This is a genomic window from Streptomyces sp. NPDC021212 (genome assembly GCF_044332925.1).
Classification (GTDB): Bacteria; Actinomycetota; Actinomycetes; order Streptomycetales; family Streptomycetaceae; genus Streptomyces.
The window spans coordinates 128,634-154,814 of record NZ_JBIRPZ010000019.1; the positions used below are offsets into that span (position 1 = coordinate 128,634).

Below are 26,181 nucleotides of genomic sequence, written 5' to 3' on the forward strand. Positions count from 1 at the left end.
CTACATCGCCCGGAAGTCCCGTACCGCGAAACGCGGCGCGCGGCGGGGCGGCATGCGGCCCGACAGCAGGATCAGCCGGGCGGCCCGGTGCCGCTGCCCGGCGTAGGGCGCGAGAAGGTCCAGCATCGCCGCGTCGTCCGTACCGCGTTCACCCGTGAGCGCGTAGCCGACGATACGGGGCAGATGCAGATCCCCGACCGTGATCGCGTCCGGGGTGCCGTTGCTGCGCTGCAGGGTCTCCGCCGCCGTCCAGGGGCCGATGCCCGGGACGAGCTGCAACCGGTGCGAGGCGGCGTCGAGATCCATGGCCGCGGCTTCCTCCAGCCGCCGCGCGACCCGCACGGCCCGCAGGATCGTCGCCGAACGCTTGCCGTCCACGCCCGCCCGGTGCCACTCCCACGACGGAATCAGCGCCCAGGTACGCGGATCGGGCATGACCCGCATGCGCTCCATCGGCCCCGGCGCCGGCTCACCGTGCCGCTGAAGCAGCAACCGCCAGGCCCGGTACGCCTCGTCGCTGGTGACCTTCTGCTCCAGGATCGAGGGGATCAGCGACTCCAGCACCAGCCCGGTCCGGATCAGCCGCAGCCCGGGGTTCCGGCGGTGCGCCTCGTGGACGAGCCGGTGCCGCGGGCTGAACGAGGACGGATCGTCGTCGGCGCCGAGGAGCGCGGGCAGACGGTCGAGCAGCCACTCGGCCCCCGGCCCCCACGCCTGGGCCTCGACCCCCTTGCCGTCCCCCGCGATCCGGACCGTCCCGGGCCCGTCCGGGGTCCGGCTGGCCCGCCAGAAGGCACCGTCCGCGTCGACACGGAACGCGGGATCCCCCGGGCCGCGCCGCAGCACACCGAGGTTCCGCGCGAGGTCGTACGCGCAGGAAGGCACCCACACACGACGTCCCACCACGCCGCCACCCTAAGCCCCCGCCCGGCGCCCACGATGGACGGGCCGGTTTCGCAGCTGCCGAGCATGGGGGCCGGTGGGGCCGACCGGCCGCGGTCGGCGGGCCCCCTCCCCGCCGTCGCCGACCACCGCCCCACCGAAACCGCACCACCCACGCACCCGCACACGAACCCCGCACCCCAAACGCACCCGCACAACCCCCACCCCGGCGCGCACCCCCACCTCGCGCGCCCAAAAACGCAACCGCAACCGGCAGCGCAAGCGCAGCGCAACCGGCAGCGCTACCGCACCACCACGAACCCCTCCACGCCCCGCTCCGGCCGTGCCGCGGGCTCGGCCGCCGGGTGGCCCACGGCGACCGCGCCCATGGGGTCCCAGTCCTCCGGCAGGCCCAGCACCTCCCGCACCACCGGGCGGCAGAACATCGTCGACGAGACCCACGCCGACCCCAGCCGCTCGCCCGCCAGCGCGACCAGCAGGTTCTGCACCCCGGCTCCGGCCGCCACCACGAACATCTCCCGCTCCGCCGCGTTCCGCCGGGGATCCGGGTACGTGTGGGCGCCGTCCGCGACCAGGCACGGCACCACCAGATACGGCGCCTTGCGCAGCACGTCCCCGCGCCGCACGCGCTTGGCGATGGACTCCTCCGAGAAGCCGTCACCCCGCAGGTCCGCGATCCACGCGTCCCGCATGGCGTCGAGCAGCCGCACCCGCGACTCCTCCGACTCCAGCAGCACGAACCGCCACGGCGTCGTGTGGTGCGGCGCCGGGGCGGTGACGGCGGCGGCCACGGCGCGCCGCACCGCCGCGCCGTCCACCGGCTCGTCGGTGAACTCGCGGACCGTACGGCGCAGGGTCACCGCTTCCCGTACGGCCTCGGAGGTGCCCAGCCGGAACATGTCGTCGGCGGCATCGCGCACCAGCGGCCGCGCCCCCGCGTCGGGCTCATCACCGGAGCCGTCCATGACCACCACATGCGGCAGCCCCCGCAGCACCGCCACCGGCAGCCCGTCCGCCTTGCCCTTGACCAGCTCCCCGGCGGCGGCCAGCTCGTCGGCGGTGGCGACGACGGTGGCGCTCAGCGCGTTGCCATGGGCGTCGGTGCCGCCCCGCAGGTCGTCCAGGGCGTGCACCCCGGCCGCCCCGATGGCGACGTCGGTGACCCCGTTGCGCCAGGGCCGCCCGAAGGTGTCGGTGACGACGACGCCGACGTCGACGCCGAGCGCGTCCCGCAACCCGGCCCGGATGGCACGGGCGGACGCGTCGGAGTCCTCGGGGAGCAACAGGATGGTGCCGGCGGGGGTGTTGGAGGCGTCGACTCCGGCGGCGGCCATGACCAGACCGTTCCGGGTCTCCACGATCCGGGTACGCCCGCGGCGGGCGACGACCCGGACGGTCTCGGCGTCTATGGCGGCCTCGCGGTCGTCGCCCGCGACGACGCGCCCCTCCGCCTTGCTGACGATCTTCGAGGTGACGAGCAGGACGTCGCCGTGCGCCAGCCCCGGCAGGCCACCGGCGGTCGCGGCGTCGGCGATGAGCTTGGCGAGATCGTCGCCGGGCCGCACCTCGGGCAGGCCGGGGAGGGCCCAGACCTGGTACGCGGGCGTCTCCCCGAGCGGTGAGGAGGAGGACGGCGAGGAGGGCGATCCGGTCATGCCCGGACCTCCTCGGCCAGCGCCAGCGCCTCGGCGGCCATGCGCGCGGTGGCCTCGGTGTCGGTCATCATCAGCGGGATGGCCCGGCAGCGGATCCCGGCGGCCTCGACCTCGTCGACCGCCCCGGCGTCCACGGTGTCCACGAGCCAGCCGTCGAGCAGCCCGGAGCCGTAGTGCTTGGCGACGGCGGCGGCGGTGGATTCGACGCCGACGGCGGCGAGCACCTTGTCGGCCATGCCACGCACCGGCGCGTCGCCGACGATGGGGGACAGGCCGACGACGGGCACCCCGGCGTCGGCGATCGCCTCGCGCACGCCGGGGACGGCCAGGATGGTGCCAATGCTGACGACGGGGTTGGACGGTGGGAAGAGGACGACGTCGGAGTCGGCGATGGCCTCCAGGACGCCGGGCGCGGGCTTGGCCTGATCGGCGCCGACGGGGACCACGGCGTGGGCGGGCACGGACGCGCGCATCCGGACCCAGTACTCCTGGAAGTGGATGGCCTTGCGGCCTTCCCCTTCGCCCGCGGCGGAGCCGCTGATGTCCGCAGTGTCGATGAGGACGTGCGTCTCGACGCGGTCGTCCGTCATCGGCAGCAGCCGCACCCCCGGCTGCCACCGCGCGCACAGCGCCTCGGTGACGGCGCTGAGCGGGTAGCCGGCGCCCATCATCTGCGTACGGACGATGTGCGTGGCGAAGTCCCGGTCGCCGAGGCCGAACCACTCGGGCCCCACGCCGTACGCCGCCAGCTCCTCCTTGACGGCGAAGGTCTCCTCGGCCCGGCCCCAGCCCTGCTCCTCATGGATGCCGCCGCCGAGGGTGTACATCACGGTGTCGAGGTCGGGACAGACCTTGAGGCCGAAGAGGTGGATGTCATCGCCGGTGTTGCCGATGACGGTGATGTCGGCGTCGGGAACCGCCGACATCAGACCACGGAGGAAACGGGCGCCGCCGATGCCGCCTGCCAGAACCACAATGCGCATGAAGGACAGTCTGTCAGCCGAAGGCTGATCCGTTGAGGGTGGTGGTGGGCGACGGGCGGGCAGTCTGTCAGCCGAAGGCTGATCCGTTGAGGGTGGTGGTGGGCGACGGGCGGGCCTGGCAGTCGGCTACGACAGGGAACCGTGCGGGGCGGGCTCAGTGCAGGAGGTCGAGGGGGCCGGAGACGGCCGTATCGGCGGCCGGGGCCGGGTGCGGCGGCATCTCGGTGAGGCCGGGGAAGTAGACGTGCAGGCTGACGGCGGGTTCGAGCGCGTCGTTGACGACATCGTGCACGTATCCCGGCGCGAAGACGCGCTGCGCGCCGGCGCGCAGCGTATGCCGTGCGCTGCCGTCCGCGCCCACACGCTCGGTCAACTCACCCTGGAGGACGGTGAGTACGCCGGAGGAGCGCCCGTGGTCATGTGCGCCGCTGCCCTGCCCGGGCACCCAGCTGAGCAGCCACACCTCATAGCCGGGGCCGGTGCGCAGCCGGTGGTACCAGCGGGTGGTGGCGTCGTACCGGACGAGCGGCGCCCAGCTGTCGCGGTCGGCGGCGATGTCGCGGGCCAGTCCGGCGAAGCCGGAGACGGTGGTGGGGTGCGCGGGTACGGGCGGCAGCAGATGCGGGACGGCGAGCGGGTCACCGGCGATCTGGACGTCGCTGTTCATGTGGGGGGTTCCTCAGCGGGAAGTGCGGCGGTGCGCGGATGCGCGAAGCGGAGCTGTGCGGGGTGACGCGGGAGACGCGGGAGACGCGAAGAGAAAAGCTGGAGCTCAGAGAGGCATCAACAGCTGGAACAGCGACAGCGAGCCTGCACGGCGCAGCGGAACCCGTGGACACGGGTCGACTGGGGCGCGTGGGTCACTGACATGAGGACAAGGACAGCGGGTCCTGGCCCTCCTGTCAACTTGATCTCCGGTCGGGCGCCCATCGTTCACCTCATCCGGTCGAAATGGGGGCAGAAAGGTTTGCCCGCGCGTTAGTCGGAGAGGTGGCGCAGCACCCGCCTCCGTGCGCAAACGAGAAACGTGTGTGCAACGGAAACGGCGTTCACGGCGTCCTCCACCGTGAGGGCGAGGAGGAGCCGTGGGCAGCGGAGGGGAAACGTGTCGCGTTTAGGCCGATTTGAACACTTTCCGCGCAGCCTTGGTTCCGCAGAGTGAATAAGAGGCCCAATAGCAGATCTCGGCTTGACTGGCCCGGATCGGCGCACTTGTAATTTCACACGTGTCGTTCTGCCGTTTGACCACGGCACCAGGGCACGGGGACGGCACCGGGGACGCGAAAACAGACGAGGGGCGCACATGACCGAGTTGTTCCAGCAACTGCTGGTCGAAGAGGCGGACGAGGAGCTCGGTTGGCAGGAGCGCGCACTGTGCGCCCAGACCGATCCCGAATCGTTCTTCCCGGAGAAGGGCGGGTCCACGCGCGAGGCGAAGAAGGTCTGCCTGGCCTGCGAGGTCCGTTCCGAATGCCTCGAGTACGCCCTTGCCAACGACGAACGCTTCGGCATCTGGGGCGGCCTCTCCGAGCGGGAGCGCCGCCGGCTGAAGAAGGCAGCGGTCTGACCACATCCGCACAGCGGTGAGCGGTCTGTCCCCGGTTCCGGACGACGGGAGGCGGACCGCCTGCGTACGCAGCCGTTAGTGTGGGGGCCCGTCCGAGGCGCGCCAACGTCCCCCTGGGGCGGGCTCGTCCACCGCAGTCCAGCGAACCGGGGCCCGTACCTCGATGTCCGTGCACAGCCACTCGGCGGCCCCACACCCGGCCGCCTCCGCCGGATTTGCCGCCGCGCAACCGGCACCTGACTTCCCGCGCCATGTCGTCACCGCCGTGCTCGTCTCCCACGACGGCGCCCGCTGGCTGCCCGACGCGCTGTCCGGCCTGCTCGGCCAGGAGCGCCCCGTGCAGAGCGTCGTCGCCGCCGACACCGGCAGCGCCGACGAATCGGCCCGGCTGCTGACCGAGGCCCTCGGCGAGGACCGGGTCCTGCACCTGGCGCGCCGCAGCGGCTTCGGTACGGCCGTCGCCGAGGCCGTCCGCGGCGCCCCGGTGCTGGGCCCCGAGGAGCTGACGTACCTCAAGCGCCCCAGCGGCTGGGATCCCGTCAACCGCACCTGGCGCGACGACGCCTACGACATGCCGGAGCTGCCTCACGGCGAGCCCATCCAGTGGCTCTGGCTGCTGCACGACGACTGCGCGCCCGCCCCGGACGCCCTCCACGAGCTGCTGCGGGTCGCCGACGCCGAGCTGCTGGCCAACCGCGAGGCCGCGATCATCGGCCCCAAGCTGCGCGGCTGGTACGACCGTAAGCAGCTGCTCGAAGTGGGCGTCAGCATCGCCCGCAGCGGCCGCCGCTGGACCGGTCTGGAGCGGCGCGAACAGGACCAGGGCCAGCACGACCAGGTGCGGCCGGTGCTGTCGGTCTCCAGCGCGGGCATGCTGGTGCGCCGTGACGTATGGGAGCAGCTGGGCGGCTTCGACCCCCGGCTGCCCCTGATGCGGGACGACGTCGATCTGTGCTGGCGCGCCCATGCCGCCGGGCATCAGGTGCTGGTCGCGCCGGACGCCTCCCTGCGGCACGCCGAGGCGTCCGCGCGGGAGCGGCGCCCCATCGACTGCGTGGGCCGTTCCGTCGCCAGCCCGCACCGTGTCGACAAGGCCGGTGCCGTCTACACCCTGCTGGTCAACACCCGGGGCGCGCTGCTGCCCTATGTGATGCTGCGGGTCGTCCTCGGCACCCTGGTGCGCACCCTCGCCTATCTGGTGGGCAAGGTGCCCGGCCAGGCGCTGGACGAGGTCACGGGCCTGTCGGGCACGCTGCTGCGACCCGGGAAGATCAGTGCCGCGCGCAAACGGCGCGGCCGCCCCGCGATCGAGGCGAGCGAGCTGCGGCCGCTCTTCCCGCCCTCCGGGGCGACCGTGCGGGCGACGGCCGAGCAGATCGCCAGCAACATCGGCGGACGGTCGGAGCCCGAGCTGTCCTCGGGCGGCCGGCACGGCGCCGTCGAGTCCGGGCCGGGCGACGACGACGCGGACTTCCTGGAGATCGAGCAGTTCGCGCGGCTCAAGCGGATAGCGCGCAAACCGGGCCCGATGCTGTTCGTCGTGCTGCTGGTGGTCTCGCTGATCGCCTGCCGGGAGCTGCTGGGCACCGGCGCGCTCGCGGGCGGCAACCTGCTGCCCGCCCCCGGGCAGGTCTCCGACCTCTGGGCGAGCTACGTCGACGGCTGGCACCCGGTCGGCACCGGCGGCACCCAGAGCGCACCGCCGTATCTCGCCGCCCTCGCCGCCCTGGCCACGGTCTTCCTGGGCAGCACCGGCTTCACCCTCACCCTGCTGCTGGTCTGCTCGGTGCCGCTGGCCGGGTTCATCGCGTACTTCGCCTCCCGGCCGCTCGTCGAGTCCCGGCTGCTGCGCGCGTGGGGGAGCGTCGCGTACGCCTTCCTCCCGGCCGCGACCGGCGCGCTCGCGAGCGCGCGCCTGGGCACCGCGGTCCTGGCCGTCCTGCTGCCGCTGATGGCGCGGGCGGCGGCCGCCGCGGGCGGCTTCCGGGCGGGCGGTACGAAGGGCCGGCTGCCGAGCTGGCGCGCGGCGTGGGCGTACGCCCTGCTGCTGACCTTCACCATGGCGTTCACGCCGGTCGTCTGGCCGATCGCGCTCCTGCTGTCCGCCGGTGTGCTCGTCCTGCGGCAGCGGCAGGGCGAGCCGCTCGTGGCGTACGGGATGCGGTTCCTGGCCGTCGTCCTCACCCCGCTGCTGGCCCTCGCGCCCTGGTCGGTCGATCTGCTCACCGACCCGGTCCGCTTCCTGAAGGAGGCCGGGCTCGACAGCGGCAGCGGTTCCGCGTCCGCCCTGGATCTGCTCGCGCTCAGCCCCGGCGGCCCCAAGGGCGGCGGCACGCTGCTGCTGATCGGCTTCGTGCTGGCCGCGCTCGCCGCCCTGATGCGCGGCGAACGGCAGTTGACGGTGCGTACGGCCTGGGCCGTCGCCCTCACCGGGTTCCTCTTCGCGGCGATCACCAACGGCTCCGCCTGGGCCGGGCCCGCGACCCTCGTCTACGGCCTGGCGCTGCTGACCGCCGCCGTGGTCGGCGCCGAGGGCGCCAAGGAGCGGGTGGCGGCGCAGAGCTTCGGCTGGCGCCAGCCGGTCGCGTTGATCATCGCCGTCGCCTCCGCCGCCGCCCCGCTGTACGCCGCCGTCAGCTGGATGGTCAGCGGCGCGGACGGCCCGCTGTCACGGCGCGAGCCCTCCCAGGTCCCGGCGTTCGTGGCGGCCGAGAGCGCCACCGAGGACCAGGCCCGCACCCTGGTGCTCACCGGCGACGACGCCCGCACCGACTACGCCCTGGTGCGCGGCTCCGGCGCCCGGCTCGGCGACGGCGAACTCGCCGCGGCGGGCGGCGCCGACACCCGCCTCGACGACGTCGTGGCCCATCTGGTCGCGGGCTCCGGCGCCGACCAGACCGCCCGGCTGGGCGCCTACGCGGTGCGCTACGTCTACGTACAGCAGGGCGCCTCGCGCGACGTGACGCGCGTGCTGAACGCGACGCCCGGCCTCACCCAGCTCAGCAGGGAGAAGGACGGCACCCTGTGGCGGCTCGACCAGCGGGTCGCGCGGGTCTCCATCGTCCCGCCCTCCCAGGGAGGCGGCGCGGGCGCGTCGGCCGCGCCGGTGCCCGTGGCGGCCGGTCCCGTCGAGGCGCACACCACCATCCCGGACGGCGCGGACGGGCGCGTGCTGCGGCTCGCCGACCGGGCCACCGCCGACTGGACGGCCACGCTCGACGGCAAGCCGCTGACGCCGAAGACCCTCGACGGCTGGGCGCAGGGCTTCGCACTTCCGGCGAACGGCGGCCGGCTCGACCTCACCTACGACACCCCCGTCACCCACACCGCGTGGGTCTGGGCGCAGGGGCTGCTCGCGGTCGTCCTGCTGGTGCTCGCGCTGCCGGGCCGCCGCCGTCACGTGGACGACGACCTGCCGGAGGCGGAGGCCGCGGCCGCGGCCTCCGCCATCACCGCCGAGGACCTGGCGGGCGACGGGCGACGCGCGCGGCGGCTGCGGGCCGCCGCGGAGGCGGCGCAGGCCGCGGAGGCGCCGCGGGGCGCCCCGGCGGACGGCGGCGGCGCGGAGGCGGACGTGACCCCGCCGCCGCCCGCACCGCCCGCCGAGCCGCCGGTGTACGTCCCGGAACCGTTCGTTCCAGAGCAACAGCCGGACCAGCAGCCGCAGCAGCAGCCGTACGGGCAGTGGGACGCGCAAGCGCCGTACGCCGGCGCCGGATACGGGCAGTACCCGGCCGACCAGTACCAGGGCGGCTATCCGTACCCGCAGGGGCAGTACCAGGACCCCCCGTACCCGGCGGACCCGTACGCGGGCGGCCCGTACGGAGATCAGTACGCCGCCGGTCAGTACGCCGACCCGTACGCCTACGACCAGCAGCAGCCCTACCCCGACGGCACGTATCCCGACGGCACCTACCCCGCCCAGGGCGACACGACGTACGGCGGCGGCGCCCCCGATGACCGTCGCGACGGGAGCGATCAGCAGCGATGAACCGCACCACCCTGTCCCTGATCGGCGCGGCCACGGCGCTGGCCGCCCTCACCGGCGTGGCGTCCCTCACCGGCGGCTCGCCGGACGACGCGGGCACGGCGGCCAAGGCCGCCGGCCGGCTGCCCGTCCAGCGCTCCACGCTGCTGTGCCCGGCGCCCAGCTCCTCCGACGTGAGCCGTACGACGTACACCGGGTACACGCCCAAGCGGAACGGCGGCGGCGCGGCCAAGGGGAGCGGGACGGCCGAACTGCTGCCCGCCGAGAGCAGCCCTGACGGCGTGTCGGAGGAGAATGGCGGCGCCAAGGGCGGGAAGGGCGGCAACAAACCCGTCCTGCCGCTCAAGCGCCCCGGCGCGCCGGTCACCACCGACACCGACCGCTCGGGCGCCCCCGCGCTCATCGGCACCGCCGACGGCCCGCTCGCGCCTGGCTGGACCGTCCAGCAGACCACCTCGATCGACGCGGGCAGCGGCCGCGGCCTCATGGGCACCGCGTGCACCGCCCCGGACACCGACTTCTGGTTCCAGGGCGCGTCCACCGGTAAGGACCGGCAGGACTTCGTCCATCTGACCAACCCGGACGACCGGGCGGCCGAGGTGGACCTCACGATGTACGGCCCGGACGGCCGCCTCAAGTCCGCGTCCGACGAGTCGATCACGGTCCCGGGCCGGTCCACCGTGCCGGTGCTGCTGTCCACCCTCACCGATCAGCGCGCCACCGATGTCTCCCTCCATGTGACGGCCCGCAGCGGACGGGTCGGCGCCGCCGTCCAGGCCACCGACGAAAAGCGCGGCGGCGACTGGATCCCGGCCTCCGCGGTGCCCGCCACGAGCGTCGCGATCCCCGGCATACCGTCCGACGCCACCTCGGCGCGCCTGGTGGTCTTCGCGCCCGGCGCCGACGACGCGGACCTCAAGGTGCGGCTTGCCGGGCCCACCAGTTCGATCACCCCGGCCGGACACGAGTCCCTGCACGTGAAGAGCGGGATGACCTCGGCGATCGACCTCGGCGACGTCACCAAGGGCGAACCGGGCTCGCTGCTGCTCACCCCCGAGGGCGGCGGGGGCCCGGCCACCCCGGTGGTCGCCGGGATGCAGGTCACCCGCGGCAAGGGGAGCGACCAGGAGACGGCGTTCATCCCCGCCACCGGCGCCATCGAGCGCTCCGCCACCGCCGCCGACAACCGCGCCAAGGGCTCCGTCCTGTCGCTGGTCGCCCCGGGCTCCACCGCGAAGGTGCGTGTCACCGCCTCGGCGGGCACCGGCGGCGGCACCCCGGCGAGCGAGACCTACACGGTCAAGGGGGGCACGACGAAGGCCGTCGCCCCGCCGAAGCCGTCCGGCGCCAAGGGGCAGTACGCCGTCACCGTGGAGCGCGTCTCGGGCGGCCCGGTCCACGCCTCCCGCATGCTGTCCCTCCCGCAGGGCGGCGTGCCGGCCTTCACGATCCAGTCCCTCCCGGACGACCGGGGGACGGTGGAGGTCCCGCAGGCGACGCAGGACCTGTCCGTCCTGAACCGCTAGGGATCGCGGCGGGGCGGGGGCCACGGCCCCGTCCCGGCCCCCTGCTCCTGCCGCCTACTCCTGCCCGTACCGCGGATCCACCGACTCGGGCTCCAGCCCCAGCAGCTCCGCCACCTGCTCGACCACGACCTCGTGCACCAGCAGGGCGCGCTCGTCCCGGTTCTTCGTACGGATCTCCACCGGGCGCCGGTAGATCACGATCCGGTCGGGGGCGTCGCCGCGCGCCGCGATGAAGCGCCCGAGCGGTACGGACTCGCCGTCCCACCCGTCGGCGAGGCCGGAGGCGCCCGGCGGATGCCCATCGAGCCCGTGCGCGGACGGCCCGTCGGTGCCCCCGCCGGTGACCGGCACCTCCAGCACCGTGAAGTCGACCCCCGACAGCTGTGGCCAGCGTCTCTCCAGCCGCTCCGCCGAGTCCTGCACAAGATCGACGAAGGACTCGGCGCGGCTGACCGACAGCGGCACCTGGGGCGGCGCGATCGGACCGCGCATACCCCGACCGTGCCGATCGCGGCGCCGGGGGCGCGGCTCGGGCTGGTCGGAGGGTGCGGACCTGGTCATCACTCACGAGGGTAGCCGTCGCCCGGCCCCGGGCACGCGCTTACGGGCAGCCATGTGCAATGTCACTTAATGAACATTCCGGCCATGTTTACATCCATAAACGGACGTCTCTTGGTTCACTTCCGTGCCGCAGGGCGACCCCTCTCGGTTCGGCTGCTGACCGGAATCGTCCACGACGGCTCGCGGTCGTCCCGATGTCCCGGCTGGTCAGCGGGGAAGTGCGCGTATCGGGTGCACGGGGCGAACCGGGACGACACGGCGGAGTGAGCTGGTGGAGAGTCGTCGCGGCCCGCTCAAGAGTGCGGTACCGTCCAACGTCGTGAGCCCTGTACGTCGCTGTTCGCGCACCGCCTGCGGCCGCCCCGCCGTCGCGACGCTGACGTACGTCTACGCGGACTCGACCGCGGTTCTCGGACCGCTCGCCACCTACGCCGAGCCGCACTGCTACGACCTGTGTTCGGAGCATTCGGAGCGGCTGACCGCCCCGCGCGGCTGGGAGGTCGTCCGGCTGGCCGTCGACACCGGTCCGCCCCGGCCGAGCAGCGACGATCTGGAAGCCCTGGCCAACGCGGTGCGTGAGGCGGCCCGCCCACAGGAGCGCGCCGCCGGGGCGGCGGGTGGATCCGGGGCGTCCGGTTCCGCGGGCCCGGGTGCGGGCGGGGGCGGACAGAACGGCCGGGAGGCCGACCCCCGCGAGGTCGCGCGCCGCGGCCATCTGCGCGTCCTGCGCTCACCGGAATCCTGATCTCCCTGACCGTGCTCGCTTCTTGAGGTCGCGCCTTCTGCCGCGCGGTCAATTTCCGCCGCCAGTCGATCACTTCCCTCCAGGGCATTGACGCGAACTCGCCACGGACATGACCATTCCTGGACCCCGAGTCCTTCAATTCCGCATCACGGACGTGGACTTCCGGGGATACGGCCCCGAATGCCGACCCCCAACGCCGGGAGGCCCGCGTGTTCGTGCAGCAGCTGGAGCCCGTCGCCGATTCACTGACCCTCTCCGCCCTCGTCGCCACCCTCCCCCTCCTCACCGTCCTCGCCCTGCTCGGCGGGGTGCGGATGCGCGCCCACTACGCGGGGCCCATCGGCCTCGCCGTCGCCGTCCTCGTCGCCTGCCTCCCGTACGGGATGCCCATCGGCCAGACCTTCTCCAGCGCCGCACAGGGCGTGCTCTTCGGGCTCTTCCCCATCATGTGGATCGTCGTCAACGCCCTGTGGGTGTACCGGATGACGGTCCGCACCGACCATTTCGACGTCCTGCGCCGCTCGTTCGGGCGGCTGTCCGACGACCCCCGCGTCCAGGCCCTCGTCATCGCCTTCTGCTTCGGTGCCCTGCTGGAGGCCCTCGCCGGCTTCGGCGCGCCGGTGGCCATCAGCGCGGTCATGCTCGTGGCGCTCGGCTTCGATCCGGTGCGCGCCGCCGTCGTCGCGCTCGTCGCCAACACCGCGCCCGTCGCCTTCGGTGCCATGGCCACGCCGGTGGTGACGCTCGCTCAAGTCACCGGACTGCCGCTGGACTCCGTCGCCTCCGTCGTCGGACGGCAGACCCCGCTGCTCGCCCTCGTCGTCCCCCTGCTGCTGGTCGTGCTGGTCGACGGGCGGCGCGGGCTGCGCGAGACCTGGATACCGGCGCTCGCCTGCGGAACCGCCTTCGCCGCCGCCCAGTTCACCGTCTCCAACTACCTCTCCGTCCAGCTCGCCGACATCGCCGCCGCGCTCGTGGGCGCCGCCGCGCTCGTCGCCGTACCGTCCGCCCGGCGGCCCGCCGAGGAGCCGGTGCGCGCCGCCGTCCTCACCGGCGTGCGCAGCGACGACCTGGACCAGGTGGACCAGCGCCCCGAGGTGCTGCGCGCCTACGCCCCGTACGCGCTCATCGTCGCGATCTTCTCCATGGCCCAGATCGGCCCGGTCAAGGACCTGTTGGCCAAGGCCACCCGCACCATCGACTGGCCGTTCCTGGACGTCGCCGCCCCCGACGGCAAGGCGGTCGCGGGCAACCTCTTCGCGCTGCCCCTGGTCGCCACCGGCGGCACCCTCGTCCTGCTCGCAGGGCTAGCCACCGCCGCCGTCCTGCGGGTCGGCGCGCGCGACGCGCTGGGGGAATGGGCGGCCACCGTACGAGAGTTGCGGCACGCGATCCTCACGGTCACCTCGGTGCTCGCCCTCGCGTACGTAATGAACCTCTCCGGACAGGCCGCCACCATCGGTCACTTCGTCGCCGCCGCCGGCGCCGGGCTCGCGTTCCTCTCCCCGGTGCTCGGCTGGTTCGGCGTCGCCGTCTCCGGCTCGGACACCTCCGCCAACGCCCTCTTCGGCGCCCTCCAGGTCACCGCCGCCCGCGAGTCCGGGCTCTCGCCCGACCTGCTCGCCGCCGCCAACAGCTCGGGCGGCGTCCTCGGCAAGATGATCTCCCCGCAGAACCTCACCATCGCCTGCGCCGCGGTGGGGCTCAAGGGGCGTGAGGGGGATCTGTTGCGGAAGGTGCTGCCGTGGAGTCTGGGGCTGCTGCTGTTGATGTGCCTGATCGTCGTCGCGCAGTCGTCGTTCCTGCTCGGCTGGATGCTGCCGTAGCCCGGTAGGTGAGCCTCACAGCTGCCGCCCAGGCCCGGGGGGTAAGTTTTGAGATCCGTGGACACTGTCCGTGGATCCTGTCCGTGGAGACCTCCAAGAAGGACTTCGAGAAGGGGTTGGCTGTGCCCGACTTGTCGCAGATCGTGAAGGCGTACGACGTCCGCGGTGTGGTCCCGGACCAGTGGGACGAACCGCTCGCCGAGTTGTTCGGCGCCGCCTTCGCCCGGGTGACCGGCGCGGGCGCGATCGTCGTCGGCCATGACATGCGCCCCTCGTCGCCGGGCCTGTCGCGCGCCTTCGCCCGCGGGGCCGCGTCCCTCGGGGTGAACGTGACCGAGATCGGCCTCTGCTCGACCGACCAGCTCTACTTCGCCAGCGGTCACCTCGACCTGCCCGGCGCGATGTTCACGGCAAGCCACAACCCCGCCCAGTACAACGGCATCAAGATGTGCCGCGCCGGGGCCGCGCCCGTGGGCCAGGACACCGGCCTGGCCGACATCCGCGCCTTGGTCGAAGGCTGGGCCGAGACCGGAGCCCCCGAGCCCGCCGCCGACCCCGGCACCATCATCCAGCGTGACGTCCTCACCGACTACGCCGCCCATCTGCGCTCCCTCGTGGACCTCACGGCCATCCGGCCGCTGAAGGTCGTCGTGGACGCGGGCAACGGCATGGGCGGCCACACCGTCCCCACCGTCTTCGAGGGGCTCCCCCTGGAGCTGGACGCTCTCTACTTCGAGCTGGACGGCACCTTCCCGAACCACGAGGCCAACCCCCTCGACCCCAAGAACATCGTCGACCTCCAGGCCCGCGTCCGCGAGACCGGTGCCGACCTCGGCCTCGCCTTCGACGGCGATGCCGACCGCTGCTTCGTCGTGGACGAGCGCGGCGAGCCGGTGGCCCCCTCCGCGATCACCGCCCTGGTCGCCGCCCGCGAACTGGCCAAACACCCGGGCGGGACGGTCATCCACAACTGCATCACCTCCTGGTCGGTCCCCGAGGTCGTCAAGGAGAACGGCGGCACCCCCATCCGCACCCGCGTCGGCCACTCCTTCATCAAGGCCGAGATGGCGCGCACCGGGGCCATCTTCGGCGGCGAGCACTCCGCCCACTACTACTTCCGCGACTTCTGGAACGCCGACACCGGCATGCTCGCCGCCCTCCACGTCCTGGCCACCCTCGGCGGCCAGGACCGGCCCCTGTCGCAGCTGGTCGAGCAGTACGACCGCTACGCCGCCTCCGGCGAGATCAACAGCACCGTCGCCGACCAGACCGGCCGCATGGAGACCGTCAAGGCCGCCTACGAGGGCCGCCAGGCCGAGGGCATCGAACTGGACGAGCTGGACGGCCTGACGGTCACCAGCGCCGACTGGTGGTTCAACCTCCGCCCCTCCAACACCGAACCCCTCCTCCGCCTGAACGTAGAGGCCCGCGACACCCAGACCGCCGACCGCATCCGAGACGAGGTCCTGACCAAGGTCCGCGCCTAAGCCCAACCCACCCACCGCCACAAGCCCCGGGGACACCTCCCAGCGGTAGCCACCCGCCCCAGCGGCATGCGCGGGGGCGGGCCCCGAACCCTCAGCCCCTACGGCGTTTTGCCGGGCGGGCCCCGGGGCGGGGGCGCCCCACCCCAGCCCCTCCGGCGTGTGGGGCGGGGCCCGGGGTGGCGGTGCCCCGCCCCGCCCCTGCGGCGTGTGGGGGCGTGGCTCCTGGGATGGTGCCCCGGCCCTCAACCCCCTGCGGCGTTTGAGACGCGGGATCCAGGGCGGTAGCGCCTCACCCCCAGCCCCACCGGTGTGTGGGGTGCTGAGGCCCCATCCTCAGCTCCTCCGGTGTGTGGGGGCGGTGATGCCCTTCCCCCGCCCCTGCGGGGTGTGGGGGCGGGCCCCTCGGGCGGCGGTGCCCCACCCCAGCCTTCTCTGGTGTGGGGGCGGCCCGGGTACTCCACTCCCAGCCCGTCCGGTGTGTGGGGCGGGGCCTGGCGCGGAGGCGCCTCGCCCCTGTGCGACGTGGGCGCCCGGGGCGGTGGTGCCCTGCCCCCGCCCCGGCGGCGTTTGCGGGGCGGGGCCGACGGTGCCCCACCTCCAGCGTCTGTGGCGTTTGGAGGGCGGGTCCCCGGAGCGGCGGTGCCCCCACCTCCGGCCTCTCCGGTGTTTGTGGGGCGGGGCCCGGGGCGGCGATGCCCCACCCTCAGTTCTTCCGGCGCGTGGAGGCGGGTTCCAGGGGCCCCACCTCCAGCTCCCAAGGGGCACCTCCCGGCGGTGGCTGGGGAAGAGGAGCGGGGTCCGGGGCGGAGCCCCGGTTTCGGGAAGGGGCGGGGTGGGGGAAAACCACCCCCGCCCAGCCGCCCGCGGCCCCGCCCCCACCGGGGCCACCGGCCGCCGCGGGGGCGACCCCAGCGGTACCCTGACCACGCCGGACCCACGTCCGACTGGACCACATCCGAAGGGACACCCCATGCCGCTCGAAGCCGGTCTTCTCGAGATTCTCGCCTGCCCGGCGTGCCACGCCCCGCTCCGCGAGGAAGAGGCCGAGGAGAACCCCGAGCTGGTGTGCACGGACGCCAAGGGATGCGGTCTCGCGTACCCCGTCCGGGAGGGCATCCCGGTCCTGCTCGTAGACGAGGCGCGCCGCCCGGCCTGACGACATCCGACGACACCACGCCGCACCCCGCCCACGGCGATCGGAGGCCGTAGCTCCATGCTCGACGAATCCCTCCTCGACGCCCCTGAGGCCCTCGCCCGGGCCGATACCCGCGGGCTGCTGCGCGGGGCCGCCGAATCGGGCGCCAGGGTCCGTACCGCAGCCCGGCACGCCGCCGAGGCGGGCGTAGCCGACCTCAAGCCGGACGGACGGCCGCGCGCCGTCCTGGTCGCGGGCCCGGGGGCGGCGGGCAGCTGCACCGCGGATCTCCTCGGCGCGCTCAGCGGCGGCAACATCCCGGTGAGCCTGATCGGCCCCACCGGCGTCGCACCCGCCCCCGGCGCCCTGCGCTGGGCGCTCCCCGGCTGGGCGAGCCCGCTGGACCTGCTGGTCATCGCGACGCCGGACGGTACGGAGCCGGGGCTGCCGCGCCTCGTGGAGCAGGCGTACCGCCGCGGTTGCGCGCTCGTGGCGGTGGCCCCCGGGCACGCGCCGCTGGCGGGCGCGGTGGCGCAGGCGCGCGGCCTGATGGTGCCGCTGGCCACGTCCGCGTACGCTTCGCCCGGCGGCGGCGCCCCCTCGCCGTACGCGGCGGCCGGGCGCGGCGAGCCCGCCCCGGACACGGCGCCCCAAGAAGCGGCTCCCCCAAAAACCGAGCCCGAAGGCCCCCCACTCGAAGGCGCCCTGGGCGAGCCCGCCCCCATGGGGGCGCACGCGCACCACACCACCCCGCCGCACATAGAGCCGCCCGGCACCGCACCGGACGAGGTCACCGGCCCCGCCCTGCCCGGCACGCTGTGGGCGCTGCTCACCCCGCTGCTGATGCTCGTCGACCGGATCGGCCTGATCTCCGCGCCGCCCGCCGCGCTGCAGCAGGTGGCCGACCGGCTGGACCGGGTCGCCGAGCGCTGCGGGCCGGCCATCGCCACGTACACCAACCCCGCGAAGACGCTCGCGGCCGAGCTGGCCGGGTCGCTTCCACTGCTGTGGACCGAGGGCCCGGTGGCCGCCGCGACCGGACGGCGCTTCGCGGGGCTGCTCGCGGTGCTCGCCGGGCGCCCCGCACTCGCCGCCGATCTGCCCGGCGCGCTGGCCGCGCACGGCACGCTGCTGGCGGGGTCCTTCGCGGGCGGGGCCGACCCGGATGACTTCTTCCGCGACCGGGTGGAGGAGCCGGAGGCGCTGCGCGCCCGGATCGTGCTGCTGCACGACGAGCCGGTGGATCCCGTCTCGGCCGTGCCGTCGGCCCGCGAACTCGCGCTGGCGCACGAGACGGCGTTCAGCGAGCTGGAACCGGACGAGGGAAGTCCACTGGAGCGCGCGGCCGAGCTTCTCGCCATCACGGATTTCGCCGCCGTTTACCTCGCGCTTGCTTCGGCGGATAGAACTTGAGGCCGTACGCGACGCCATGAACGGCCCGCGAACGGCCCGCGCCGGAAACCCGCGCCGGGAATCGGCATCCCTTCGCCCGGACAGTCAGGAACCGCACCGCATGGACCGCCTCGTCAACACCGTGCGCCCCTACGCCTGGGGCTCCCTCACCGCCATCCCCGAGCTGCTGGGCACCCCGCCGACCGGCGAGCCGCAGGCCGAGATGTGGATGGGCGCACACCCCGGGGCGCCGTCCCGCATCGACCGGGGCGAGGGCTCCGTCGCGCTGTCCGACGTGATCGCGGCCGATCCGGAGCGCGAGCTGGGCGCGGGCGCCATACGGGCCTTCGGGCCGCGGCTCCCGTTCCTCCTCAAGGTGCTCGCCGCGGCATCGCCGCTCTCCCTCCAGGTGCACCCGGACCTCGCGCAGGCGAAGGAGGGCTTCGCGGACGAGGAGGCCCGCGGCGTCCCGGTGGACGCCCCGCACCGCAACTACAAGGACGCCAACCACAAGCCCGAGCTGATCTGCGCCCTCACGCCGTTCGACGGGCTGTGCGGCTTCCGCCACCCCGACGAGGCCGCCGAGCTGCTGGCCGCGCTTGAGGTCGACTCGCTCAAGCCGTACGTGGACATCCTGCACGCCCACCCCGAGTCGCGCGCCCTGCGCGAGGTGCTGACGGCCGTGCTGACCGCCGACCGCGAGGCCATCGCCGAGACCGTGCACGAGGCCGCGACCGCTGCCGAACGCCTCGGCGCGCTCGACGGCCCGCACGCCCCGGCGTACGCGGCGTACGCCACCATCGCCCGCCACTACCCGGGCGACCCCGGCGTGATCGCCGCGATGCTGCTCAACTTCGTGACGCTGCAGCCCGGTGAGGCGCTGTACCTGGGCGCGGGCATCCCACACGCCTACCTCGACGGACTCGGCGTCGAGATCATGGCCAACTCCGACAACGTGCTGCGCTGCGGTCTGACCCCCAAGCACGTCGACGTCCCCGAACTTCTCCGCATCGTCCGCTTCGAGAGCGACGCCCCGGCCGTATTGCGCCCCGAGGAGGACCCCTCCGGCGAGGAGCTGTACGCCACCCCGATCGACGAGTTCCGGCTCTCCCGGTACGTCCTGGCGGAGGGCGCCGCCCCGCGCCGGCTGCCCTCCTCGGGCCCGCAGATCCTGCTGTGCGTCGCGGGCGAGGTTTCGCTCCGCGCCGCCGACGAACAGGACGCTGAACTTCGCCTGTCCCGCGGCGAATCGGCCTATCTCAGGGCGGGCGAGGATGTCACCGTGACCGGCGACGGCACTGTGTTCAGGGCCACACTGACCGCCTGACGTCAGGCTCCTGCGGAGGGCTGGAACAATGGCCCGCCGTAGCGGCAGTAAAGCTCAAGCAAAACTGCCATGAGCGGGAAGGGACATTCGGCACATATGAGTGCATCAGGCGGAACCAAGGCGATTGTTGCCGCGCTGGGCGCCAACCTGGCCATCGCCGCAGCCAAGTTCGTGGCGTTCGCCTTCAGCGGCTCGTCGTCGATGCTCGCCGAAGGCGTGCACTCGCTGGCCGACTCGGGCAACCAGGGACTGCTGCTCCTCGGCGGCAAACAGGCCAAGCGCGCGGCGACCCCCGAGCACCCCTTCGGCTACGGCCGCGAGCGGTACATCTACGGCTTCCTCGTCTCCATCGTGCTGTTCACCATCGGTGGCGTGTTCGCGCTGTACGAGGGCTACGAGAAGATCAAGCACCCGCATGAGCTGGACGCCTGGTACTGGCCGGTCGGCGTGCTGGTCTTCGCGATCATCGCGGAGGGCTTCTCGTTCCGTACGGCCGTCAAGGAGTCCAACGAGATCCGCGGCAAGCTGAGCTGGTCCCAGTTCATCCGCCGCGCCAAGGCCCCCGAGCTGCCGGTCGTCCTCCTGGAGGACCTCGGCGCCCTGGTCGGCCTCGTCCTCGCCCTCGGCGGCGTCGGCCTCGCCGTCCTGACCGGCGACGGCATCTGGGACGGCATCGGCACCGTGTGCATCGGCGCCCTGCTGGTCCTGATCGCCCTCGTCCTCGCGGCCGAGACGAAGTCCCTCCTGCTGGGCGAGGCGGCCGACGTCGACCAGGTCGCCAAGATCCGCGAAGCGGTCGTCGACGGCCAGACCGTCACCGGCCTGATCCACATGCGCACCCTCCACCTGGGCCCCGAGGAACTCCTGGTCGCCGCCAAGATCGCCGTCCAGCACGACGACAGCGCGGCGGAGGTCGCCCGCGCGATCGACGAAGCGGAAGCCCGCATCCGCGAGGCGGTCCCGATCGCCCGAGTGATCTACCTGGAGCCGGACATCCTCCGAGCCTCCTAGGTCTGCCCCCGGCAACACGCCCCGATCGCCCCGCGCCCCTCCGGCGCGGGGCGATCGCGCTACCGGGGGACGCGTCTGTGCGCTACGAAACGCCCGGCGAGCGCCGCTGCACCGGAGCAGAGGCTGCGCCCCAGCCTCGGGGCCTGGGGCGCAGCCACGGTGGGCGTCCACCGGCTCGGGGCCGACGCAGCCCGGCGCGCTGCCGAAGGGGGCCCGGCGCCCAGGAGCGCAGCTTGGGGCAGCGAAGCCCCGCTGCGGAGGGAGCGGGGCCCGGGGCGCGGTGCGGAGCCGCGCTTCATCGGAGGGGGCGGGGACGCACCCTCGGCGGGGAGCGGCGGGCGGAGCCCCACCTGCCGGATCGGGATACGAGCCGCCGTTCCGTGCGGGGCGAGCCGCCCTGGCCCCTCGACTGGACCGACCCCAGCCACTCATGGCCGGGGCAGGGCAGCCCGGGGGCGGGCCCAGCCACCCATGGCCGGGGCCCAGGAGGCCCCATGGCGCGTACGCATGGCGTGGCACGTACGAATCGCCGCGTACACGTGCACGCGACCCCGAGCCGCGGCATACCGGCGTACCCCGGGTACGCCCGGCACGGCGCACGGCCGGGACGGTCACAGCACCCGCCGCAGGGGCGCAGTCCCGGCGCGGGCCGGGGCGGGATGCGGCGCCGCACCGGCCCCCTCGTTGGGGCGGGGGCCCAGCCACTCATGGCCGGGCCCCCGCATCGGGGCCCGGGGCGGAGCCCCGGTTCGGGGAGGGGCGGGGTGGGGAAAACCCACCCCGCACCAGCCCACCCCTACGAGATCTCGCCCAGCACCCCCACGATCGCCCCCACACCCTCCGCCTCCACCAACCGCTCCCGAAACTCCGAAACCATCAACTTCCGCGACAGCAGCGCCAAGATCCGCAGGTGCTCATCCCCCGCCGCGGCCTCCGGCACCGCGATCATGAAGACCAGCCGAGCCTTCGTACCGTCCGGAGCGCCCCATTCGATGCCCTCGGCGGACCGGGCGAAGCCGACGACGGGGGCGGTCACCGCGTCCGACTTGGCGTGCGGGATCGCGATCTCGTCGCCGAGACCCGTGGTGCCCTGGTCCTCGCGGGCGAATGCGGCCCGCACCAGTTCCGCGGCATCCGCGACCTTGCCGCTCGCGGCCAGCAGTTCGGCCATCTCGCGAATGGCATCGTCCTTACGGTCGGCGGCCAGCTGCTCCTTGACGGTCCGCTCGGTCAGATACCCGGACAGCACCTCGCCATCGGCGGACGCCGCAGGTTCGGCGACAGCAGCACGACCGACGGCCCCGGCCCCCGACGGAGCCCCCGAGGCACCGGTACGGCTCCCCACCGCCACCGGCTCGGCCACAACAGAAGCCGACTTCACGTCGGCAGAGGCAGAGGCAGAGCCAGAGGCAGAGGCCGACGCCACCGCCCCACCCCGCCCCATCAATCCGACCGTGGCCACCGCCGTGACGGCCGCACCGACCACCACCGCCACGAAGAACATCGGCACCCCGTTCACCGCACCGAGCACCGCCACGATGGGCCCTCCGTGCGGCACGCTGTCCTCGACCGCCGCCAGCCCGGCTATGGCCCCGGCCACCGCACCTCCGAGCATGTTCGCCGGGATCACCAGCGCGGGCCGCGCCGCGGCGAACGGGATCGCACCCTCGGTGATGCCGAAGAAGCCCATGAAGAGGGCGGCAAGCCCGGTCTCCCGCTCCTGGTCGTCGAACATTCGGCGACGGATCAGCGTGGCCAGCCCCTGCCCCAGGGGCGGCACCGGAATGGCCGCCGCGCACGCGCCCATGACCTCGGGGTTCTTGGAGACCAGCCCGGCCCCGAAGAGGAACGCCGTCTTGTTGACCGGTCCGCCCATGTCGAACGCGATCATCAGCCCGAGGATGATGCCGAGCAGCGCCGCACTGGTCCCGGTCAACCCGCCGAGCCAGTCGGTGAGGTTCTCGAAGACCCAGGCTATGGGCCTGCCGAGGACGTAGATGAAGAAGAGGCCGAGCGCCGAGGTCGCCACGATCGGGATCACGATGATCGGCATGATCGGCTGGACGAACTTCGGTACCCGGACCTTCTTGATCCCCTGCACCAGATACCCGGCCAGGAAGCCGGTGACGATCGCCCCGATGAACCCGGCGCCCGCCTCGCTGTCGTACAGCTCGCCATGGGCCGCGATCCAGCCGCCGACCATGCCGGGCACCAGCCCGGGCCGGTCGGCGACGGCGTACGCGATGTAGCCGGACAGGGCGGGCACCATCAGCTGGAAGCCGATGGTGCCGATGTCGTTGACGGTCTTCCAGAACGAGTCGTCGGGGATGACGATCCCCTTGGACGTCGTATCGCCGCCCAGCGCGAGCGATACGGCGATCAGCAGACCGCCGACGACCACGAACGGGATCATGTACGAGACGCCGTTCATGAGCGCCTTGTAGGTGACGCCGCGCCCCGTACGACCGCCACCGGCGCCGGCCCCACCCGAACCGGAGCCCGAGCCCGAACCCGAGCCCGACCCGGCCGCATCGCCCCCGTACACCGGCGCGTTCCGCACCTGCTCGATCAGCCGCCCCGGCTGGTGGATCCCCTCGGCCACCCCGACGACGAGCACCTTCTTGCCGACGAACCGACTGCGGTCGACGTCCTTGTCGGCGGCGATGATGATGCCGTCCGCCTCGCTGACATCGTTGTCAGACAGTACGTTCTCGGCCCCGATCGAGCCTTGTGTCTCCACCTTCATGCGATGACCGCGTGATTCCGCGGCCTGCGCCAGCTTCTCGGCGGCCATATAGGTGTGGGCGATGCCCGTCGGACAGGCGGTCACCGCGAGCAGTTTGAGCCCCGGCCCGCCGGTCTCCGCACTGTCGCTGGTCCCCGCACCGTTGGGGGGATCGGCTGGACTGGTCACGTGGTTCTCCTTGTCACGATCAGCTTCCTCGAGCACGCCGACAACGCCGTCAATGCCGACAACGCCGTCAGCGCTGCCAACACCGTCAACTCGCCGAGCAGCGCGGGAATGTGCAAGCGTCCCCGTGCCGGCTGCATCCTGCAATACCCGCGGTCGGGATCGAAGCGGTACGGCCGCGGCGGCCCCACGACGCGAGTTCCCGTACGGCCCCGGGAGCCCGCCCGTACGGCCCCGGGAGCCCGCCCGTACGGCCCCGGGGGCCGAAGAACACCCCCGCGGGCTGGGGCTCACCCCGCCCAGCGTGTAGATTCGAGTGCGAGCCAGACGTCGCTGCTGATGGCGGTCGGGCGGCCCGTCCGCGGGTCGACCGAGGGAGAGAGGGCCTCCGACGGACTGCGCACTGCGAGCAAAGGGGACACGTGTGTCCGCTTCAGGTATGTCTGTTTCCGGACACACCGTGCCCGCTGCCCGCAGGCCAGCCGAAACACTCTCGCTCGCCAACCGATCAATGAGGAGCAGCACTCATGACGTCAGCCGACACCGGTCAGGACTTCAAGGTCGCCGACCTCTCCCTGGCCGATTTCGGTCGCAAGGAGATCACCCTCGCCGAGCACGAGATGCCCGGCCTGATGGCGCTCCGTAAGGAGTACGCCGCATCCCAGCCGCTGGCCGGTGCCCGAGTCACCGGCTCGCTGCACATGACGGTGCAGACCGCGGTCCTGATCGAGACCCTGACCGCACTCGGCGCGCAGGTCCGCTGGGCGTCCTGCAACATCTTCTCCACCCAGGACCACGCGGCCGCCGCGATCGCGGTCGGCCCGACCGGCACCCCGGAGAACCCGCAGGGCATTCCGGTCTTCGCCTGGAAGGGCGAGACGCTGGAGGAGTACTGGTGGTGCACCGAGCAGGCGCTGACCTGGCCGGGTACCGCCACCGGCGGCCCGAACATGATCCTGGACGACGGTGGCGACGCCACCCTCCTCGTCCACAAGGGCGTCGAGTACGAGAAGGCCGGCGCCGCCCCTGACGTCGCCACCGCCGAGAACGACGAGCACCGCGTCATCCTCGAGCTGCTGAACCGCACCCTCGCGGAGAGCCCGCAGAAGTGGACGCAGCTCGCCTCCGAGATCCGCGGTGTGACGGAGGAGACCACCACCGGCGTTCACCGCCTGTACGAGATGCACCGCGAGGGCACCTTGCTCTTCCCGGCCATCAACGTCAACGACGCGGTGACGAAGTCGAAGTTCGACAACAAGTACGGCTGCCGCCACTCCCTGGTCGACGGCATCAACCGCGCCACCGACGTACTGATCGGCGGCAAGGTCGCGGTCATCTGCGGCTACGGCGATGTCGGCAAGGGCTGCGCGGAGTCGCTGCGCGGTCAGGGCGCCCGGGTCGTGATCACCGAGATCGACCCGATCTGCGCGCTGCAGGCGGCGATGGACGGTTACCAGGTCGCCACCCTGGACGACGTGGTGGAGACCGCGGACATCTTCATCACCACGACGGGCAACAAGGACATCATCATGGCCAGCGACATGGCCAAGATGAAGCACCAGGCGATCATCGGGAACATCGGCCACTTCGACAACGAGATCGACATGGCCGGTCTCGCGGCGATCCCCGGCATCGTCAAGGACGAGGTCAAGCCCCAGGTCCACACCTGGACGTTCCCCGAGGGCAAGAAGCTCATCGTGCTCTCCGAGGGCCGTCTGCTGAACCTCGGCAACGCCACCGGTCACCCGTCCTTCGTCATGTCCAACAGCTTCGCGGACCAGACGATCGCCCAGATCGAGCTGTTCACCAAGCCCGAGTCCTACCCGACCGACGTGTACGTGCTGCCCAAGCACCTGGACGAGAAGGTCGCCCGGCTCCACCTGGAAGCGCTCGGCGCCAAGCTGACGACGCTCCGCCAGGAGCAGGCCGACTACATCGGCGTCCCGGTCGAGGGCCCGTACAAGCCCGACCACTACCGCTACTGATCGCCCCGGCCGGCGCGCCGAGCGCCGGTCACCGGCCCCGCCACCGGCGGGGCCCCAGGGCCCGTCCGCGCCGTTACGGCCGGGCGGGCCCCGGCTCGTTTTCAAGGACCACACCATGCCCCGCGGCCGCTACTCCCTCCACGACACCCACGACCACGCCCCCCTCGGCGAAGAGCACTTCCACTGCGCGCCGGGCCCCAGCGGATGGCGTTACGTCGCACAGCGCACCTCGCCCTCCGGCGAGCACGCCGGTTCCGTGGACCTCACGCTCGACGAACTCGGCCGCCCCCTCCGCCTGGAACTGCACGCCGCCAGCTGGCGGATCCGCGGCGGCGCGATGGAGGGCGTGACCTGGGTCCGTACCGACCCGTCCGGAGAGCACGCGACCGAGGGCAACACCCAGGCCCACGCGTTCACCGGCACCTCCCCGGCGTTCCTCGTCGCGCTCTCCCGCATGCTCCGGCTCGAACCCGGCGCGGGGCCCGTACGCGTCCGCCTCGTCGCCTTCACCGACCCGGTCCTCGCGCCGCGCACCCTCGACCAGTCCTGGGCACTGCTCGGCAGTACGGCGCACTCCACCGACAGCGGCCCGCTCACCGTGGACGAGTACCAGGTCAGCGAGTTGGACACGGGTGAGCAGCACACGGTTCACATCGCCGGCGACGTGGTACTCGCTGCTCCGGGCATCGAGCTGGAGGAGCTGGAGACCCCGCCGTCGTCCTTCGGGTGATGTGCGGAGCGCCCCGCTGACCTGGTACGGTGTTCATCTCCCCGAAACCGTTGACACGGGTCATGTGGGGAGGTAGATTTTAACGGTTGCGATGAGCGGCGTGGTACGCTGCTCAGCAGCCGTTGGCATCTAACCGCTCCGTTCGTGAAGGCAATTCCAAACGGAGCACTTTGACCCTGTAGGTAATCGCGAAGCCGATTAGGTCGGCCGATGCGACTCTGCTAAAGTCGAAGACACGCCGAAAGGCAAAGGCCCCCAACAGGCCACCGGAAACGGAATTCGAACCGGAAACGGAACGGAAAACGGATCTGGTAAGGTTGGAAACACGAAAGGCCGAAAGGCCCGGAGGGAAAAGCCCGGAGAAACCGGTGATACGGTTTCAAAGGAAGCGTCCGTTCCTTGAGAACTCAACAGCGTGCCAAAAGTCAACGCCAGATATGTTGATACCC

At 72.8% G+C, this 26,181-nt stretch carries 19 protein-coding genes; 12 read left to right on the forward strand and 7 right to left on the reverse strand.

Annotation, left to right across the window (positions count from 1 at the left end; translation table 11 throughout):
* The 4 genes from ACH4SI_RS37250 to ACH4SI_RS37265 form a co-directional block, all read right to left on the reverse strand.
* On the reverse strand, positions 1-906 hold the full coding sequence (locus ACH4SI_RS37250) for a DNA-3-methyladenine glycosylase family protein (RefSeq protein ID WP_398303862.1): 906 nt from the start codon (positions 904-906) through the stop codon (positions 1-3).
* A 278-nt stretch (positions 907-1,184) separates the two neighbouring features.
* Positions 1,185-2,558 (reverse strand): coenzyme F420-0:L-glutamate ligase, encoded by a 1,374-nt coding sequence (locus ACH4SI_RS37255; protein ID WP_398303865.1) that lies wholly within the window; start codon positions 2,556-2,558, stop codon positions 1,185-1,187.
* Positions 2,555-3,541 (reverse strand): 2-phospho-L-lactate transferase, encoded by a 987-nt coding sequence (gene cofD, locus ACH4SI_RS37260; RefSeq protein ID WP_398303867.1) that lies wholly within the window; start codon positions 3,539-3,541, stop codon positions 2,555-2,557. Before cofD ends, ACH4SI_RS37255 begins: the two co-directional genes overlap by 4 nt.
* Positions 3,542-3,695: 154 nt before the next feature.
* A complete protein-coding gene (locus ACH4SI_RS37265) occupies positions 3,696-4,208 on the reverse strand; it encodes a cysteine dioxygenase (RefSeq protein ID WP_398303869.1) in 513 nt (170 codons plus the stop codon).
* A gap of 636 nt (positions 4,209-4,844) precedes the next feature.
* On the opposite strand from ACH4SI_RS37265, the gene ACH4SI_RS37270 reads away from it, so the two are divergent.
* From ACH4SI_RS37270 to ACH4SI_RS37280, 3 genes are all read left to right on the forward strand, one after another.
* Positions 4,845-5,108, forward strand: a complete 264-nt coding sequence (locus ACH4SI_RS37270) for a WhiB family transcriptional regulator (RefSeq protein WP_004952403.1) — start codon at positions 4,845-4,847, stop codon at positions 5,106-5,108.
* A 163-nt stretch (positions 5,109-5,271) separates the two neighbouring features.
* On the forward strand, positions 5,272-9,099 hold the full coding sequence (locus ACH4SI_RS37275; RefSeq protein WP_398303871.1) for a glycosyltransferase: 3,828 nt from the start codon (positions 5,272-5,274) through the stop codon (positions 9,097-9,099).
* Positions 9,096-10,622: a DUF5719 family protein gene (locus ACH4SI_RS37280; RefSeq protein ID WP_398303873.1), complete on the forward strand. Its 1,527-nt coding sequence runs from the start codon at positions 9,096-9,098 to the stop codon at positions 10,620-10,622. Before ACH4SI_RS37275 ends, ACH4SI_RS37280 begins: the two co-directional genes overlap by 4 nt.
* 54 nt (positions 10,623-10,676) lie before the next feature.
* Here ACH4SI_RS37280 and ACH4SI_RS37285 read toward each other — a convergent pair whose 3' ends face one another.
* Positions 10,677-11,114, reverse strand: a complete 438-nt coding sequence (locus ACH4SI_RS37285; protein WP_398303875.1) for a metallopeptidase family protein — start codon at positions 11,112-11,114, stop codon at positions 10,677-10,679.
* 340 nt (positions 11,115-11,454) lie between these two features.
* Here ACH4SI_RS37285 and ACH4SI_RS37290 point away from each other — a divergent pair, with 340 nt between their 5' ends.
* From ACH4SI_RS37290 to ACH4SI_RS37320, 7 genes are all read left to right on the forward strand, one after another.
* Positions 11,455-11,928, forward strand: a complete 474-nt coding sequence (locus tag ACH4SI_RS37290; protein ID WP_398303877.1) for a DUF3499 domain-containing protein — start codon at positions 11,455-11,457, stop codon at positions 11,926-11,928.
* A gap of 209 nt (positions 11,929-12,137) precedes the next feature.
* The gene (locus ACH4SI_RS37295) at positions 12,138-13,754 is read left to right on the forward strand and encodes an L-lactate permease (RefSeq protein ID WP_398303879.1); all 1,617 of its coding nucleotides are present in this window, start codon (positions 12,138-12,140) and stop codon (positions 13,752-13,754) included.
* Positions 13,755-13,876: 122 nt separating this feature from the next.
* Complete coding sequence (locus ACH4SI_RS37300) at positions 13,877-15,241, forward strand: phosphomannomutase/phosphoglucomutase (protein ID WP_398303905.1); 1,365 nt, start codon at positions 13,877-13,879, stop codon at positions 15,239-15,241.
* A gap of 970 nt (positions 15,242-16,211) precedes the next feature.
* Positions 16,212-16,397, forward strand: a complete 186-nt coding sequence (locus tag ACH4SI_RS37305; protein ID WP_398303881.1) for a Trm112 family protein — start codon at positions 16,212-16,214, stop codon at positions 16,395-16,397.
* A gap of 57 nt (positions 16,398-16,454) precedes the next feature.
* Positions 16,455-17,789: an SIS domain-containing protein gene (locus ACH4SI_RS37310; RefSeq protein ID WP_398303883.1), complete on the forward strand. Its 1,335-nt coding sequence runs from the start codon at positions 16,455-16,457 to the stop codon at positions 17,787-17,789.
* A gap of 100 nt (positions 17,790-17,889) precedes the next feature.
* Positions 17,890-19,095, forward strand: a complete 1,206-nt coding sequence (gene manA / locus ACH4SI_RS37315) for a mannose-6-phosphate isomerase, class I (protein WP_398303885.1) — start codon at positions 17,890-17,892, stop codon at positions 19,093-19,095.
* A gap of 96 nt (positions 19,096-19,191) precedes the next feature.
* A complete protein-coding gene (locus ACH4SI_RS37320; RefSeq protein WP_398303887.1) occupies positions 19,192-20,106 on the forward strand; it encodes a cation diffusion facilitator family transporter in 915 nt (304 codons plus the stop codon).
* A 796-nt stretch (positions 20,107-20,902) separates the two neighbouring features.
* Here the strand turns inward: ACH4SI_RS37320 and ACH4SI_RS37325 are convergent.
* On the reverse strand, positions 20,903-23,020 hold the full coding sequence (locus ACH4SI_RS37325) for a fructose-specific PTS transporter subunit EIIC (protein ID WP_398303889.1): 2,118 nt from the start codon (positions 23,018-23,020) through the stop codon (positions 20,903-20,905).
* A 524-nt stretch (positions 23,021-23,544) separates the two neighbouring features.
* On the opposite strand from ACH4SI_RS37325, the gene ahcY reads away from it, so the two are divergent.
* Positions 23,545-25,002 (forward strand): adenosylhomocysteinase, encoded by a 1,458-nt coding sequence (ahcY, locus tag ACH4SI_RS37330; RefSeq protein WP_398303891.1) that lies wholly within the window; start codon positions 23,545-23,547, stop codon positions 25,000-25,002.
* 115 nt (positions 25,003-25,117) lie between these two features.
* A complete protein-coding gene (locus ACH4SI_RS37335; protein WP_398303893.1) occupies positions 25,118-25,732 on the forward strand; it encodes a hypothetical protein in 615 nt (204 codons plus the stop codon).
* A gap of 198 nt (positions 25,733-25,930) precedes the next feature.
* Here the strand turns inward: ACH4SI_RS37335 and ACH4SI_RS37340 are convergent.
* Positions 25,931-26,181: hypothetical protein (locus ACH4SI_RS37340; RefSeq protein ID WP_398303895.1), on the reverse strand; the 251-nt coding region annotated here is incomplete at its 5' end.

Bases quoted from the DNA above. Each gene is read 5' to 3' on its own strand.
- ACH4SI_RS37255 (WP_398303865.1), bottom strand. From the start codon at position 2,558: ATGACCGGATCGCCCTCCTCGCCGTCCTCCTCCTCACCGCTCGGGGAG.
- cofD (WP_398303867.1), bottom strand. From the start codon at position 3,541: ATGCGCATTGTGGTTCTGGCAGGCGGCATCGGCGGCGCCCGTTTCCTC.
- ACH4SI_RS37265 (WP_398303869.1), bottom strand. From the start codon at position 4,208: ATGAACAGCGACGTCCAGATCGCCGGTGACCCGCTCGCCGTCCCGCAT.
- ACH4SI_RS37270 (WP_004952403.1), top strand. From the start codon at position 4,845: ATGACCGAGTTGTTCCAGCAACTGCTGGTCGAAGAGGCGGACGAGGAG.
- ACH4SI_RS37275 (WP_398303871.1), top strand. From the start codon at position 5,272: ATGTCCGTGCACAGCCACTCGGCGGCCCCACACCCGGCCGCCTCCGCC.
- ACH4SI_RS37280 (WP_398303873.1), top strand. From the start codon at position 9,096: ATGAACCGCACCACCCTGTCCCTGATCGGCGCGGCCACGGCGCTGGCC.
- ACH4SI_RS37285 (WP_398303875.1), bottom strand. From the start codon at position 11,114: ATGCGCGGTCCGATCGCGCCGCCCCAGGTGCCGCTGTCGGTCAGCCGC.
- ACH4SI_RS37305 (WP_398303881.1), top strand. From the start codon at position 16,212: ATGCCGCTCGAAGCCGGTCTTCTCGAGATTCTCGCCTGCCCGGCGTGC.
- ACH4SI_RS37310 (WP_398303883.1), top strand. From the start codon at position 16,455: ATGCTCGACGAATCCCTCCTCGACGCCCCTGAGGCCCTCGCCCGGGCC.
- manA (WP_398303885.1), top strand. From the start codon at position 17,890: ATGGACCGCCTCGTCAACACCGTGCGCCCCTACGCCTGGGGCTCCCTC.
- ACH4SI_RS37320 (WP_398303887.1), top strand. From the start codon at position 19,192: ATGAGTGCATCAGGCGGAACCAAGGCGATTGTTGCCGCGCTGGGCGCC.
- ahcY (WP_398303891.1), top strand. From the start codon at position 23,545: ATGACGTCAGCCGACACCGGTCAGGACTTCAAGGTCGCCGACCTCTCC.
- ACH4SI_RS37335 (WP_398303893.1), top strand. From the start codon at position 25,118: ATGCCCCGCGGCCGCTACTCCCTCCACGACACCCACGACCACGCCCCC.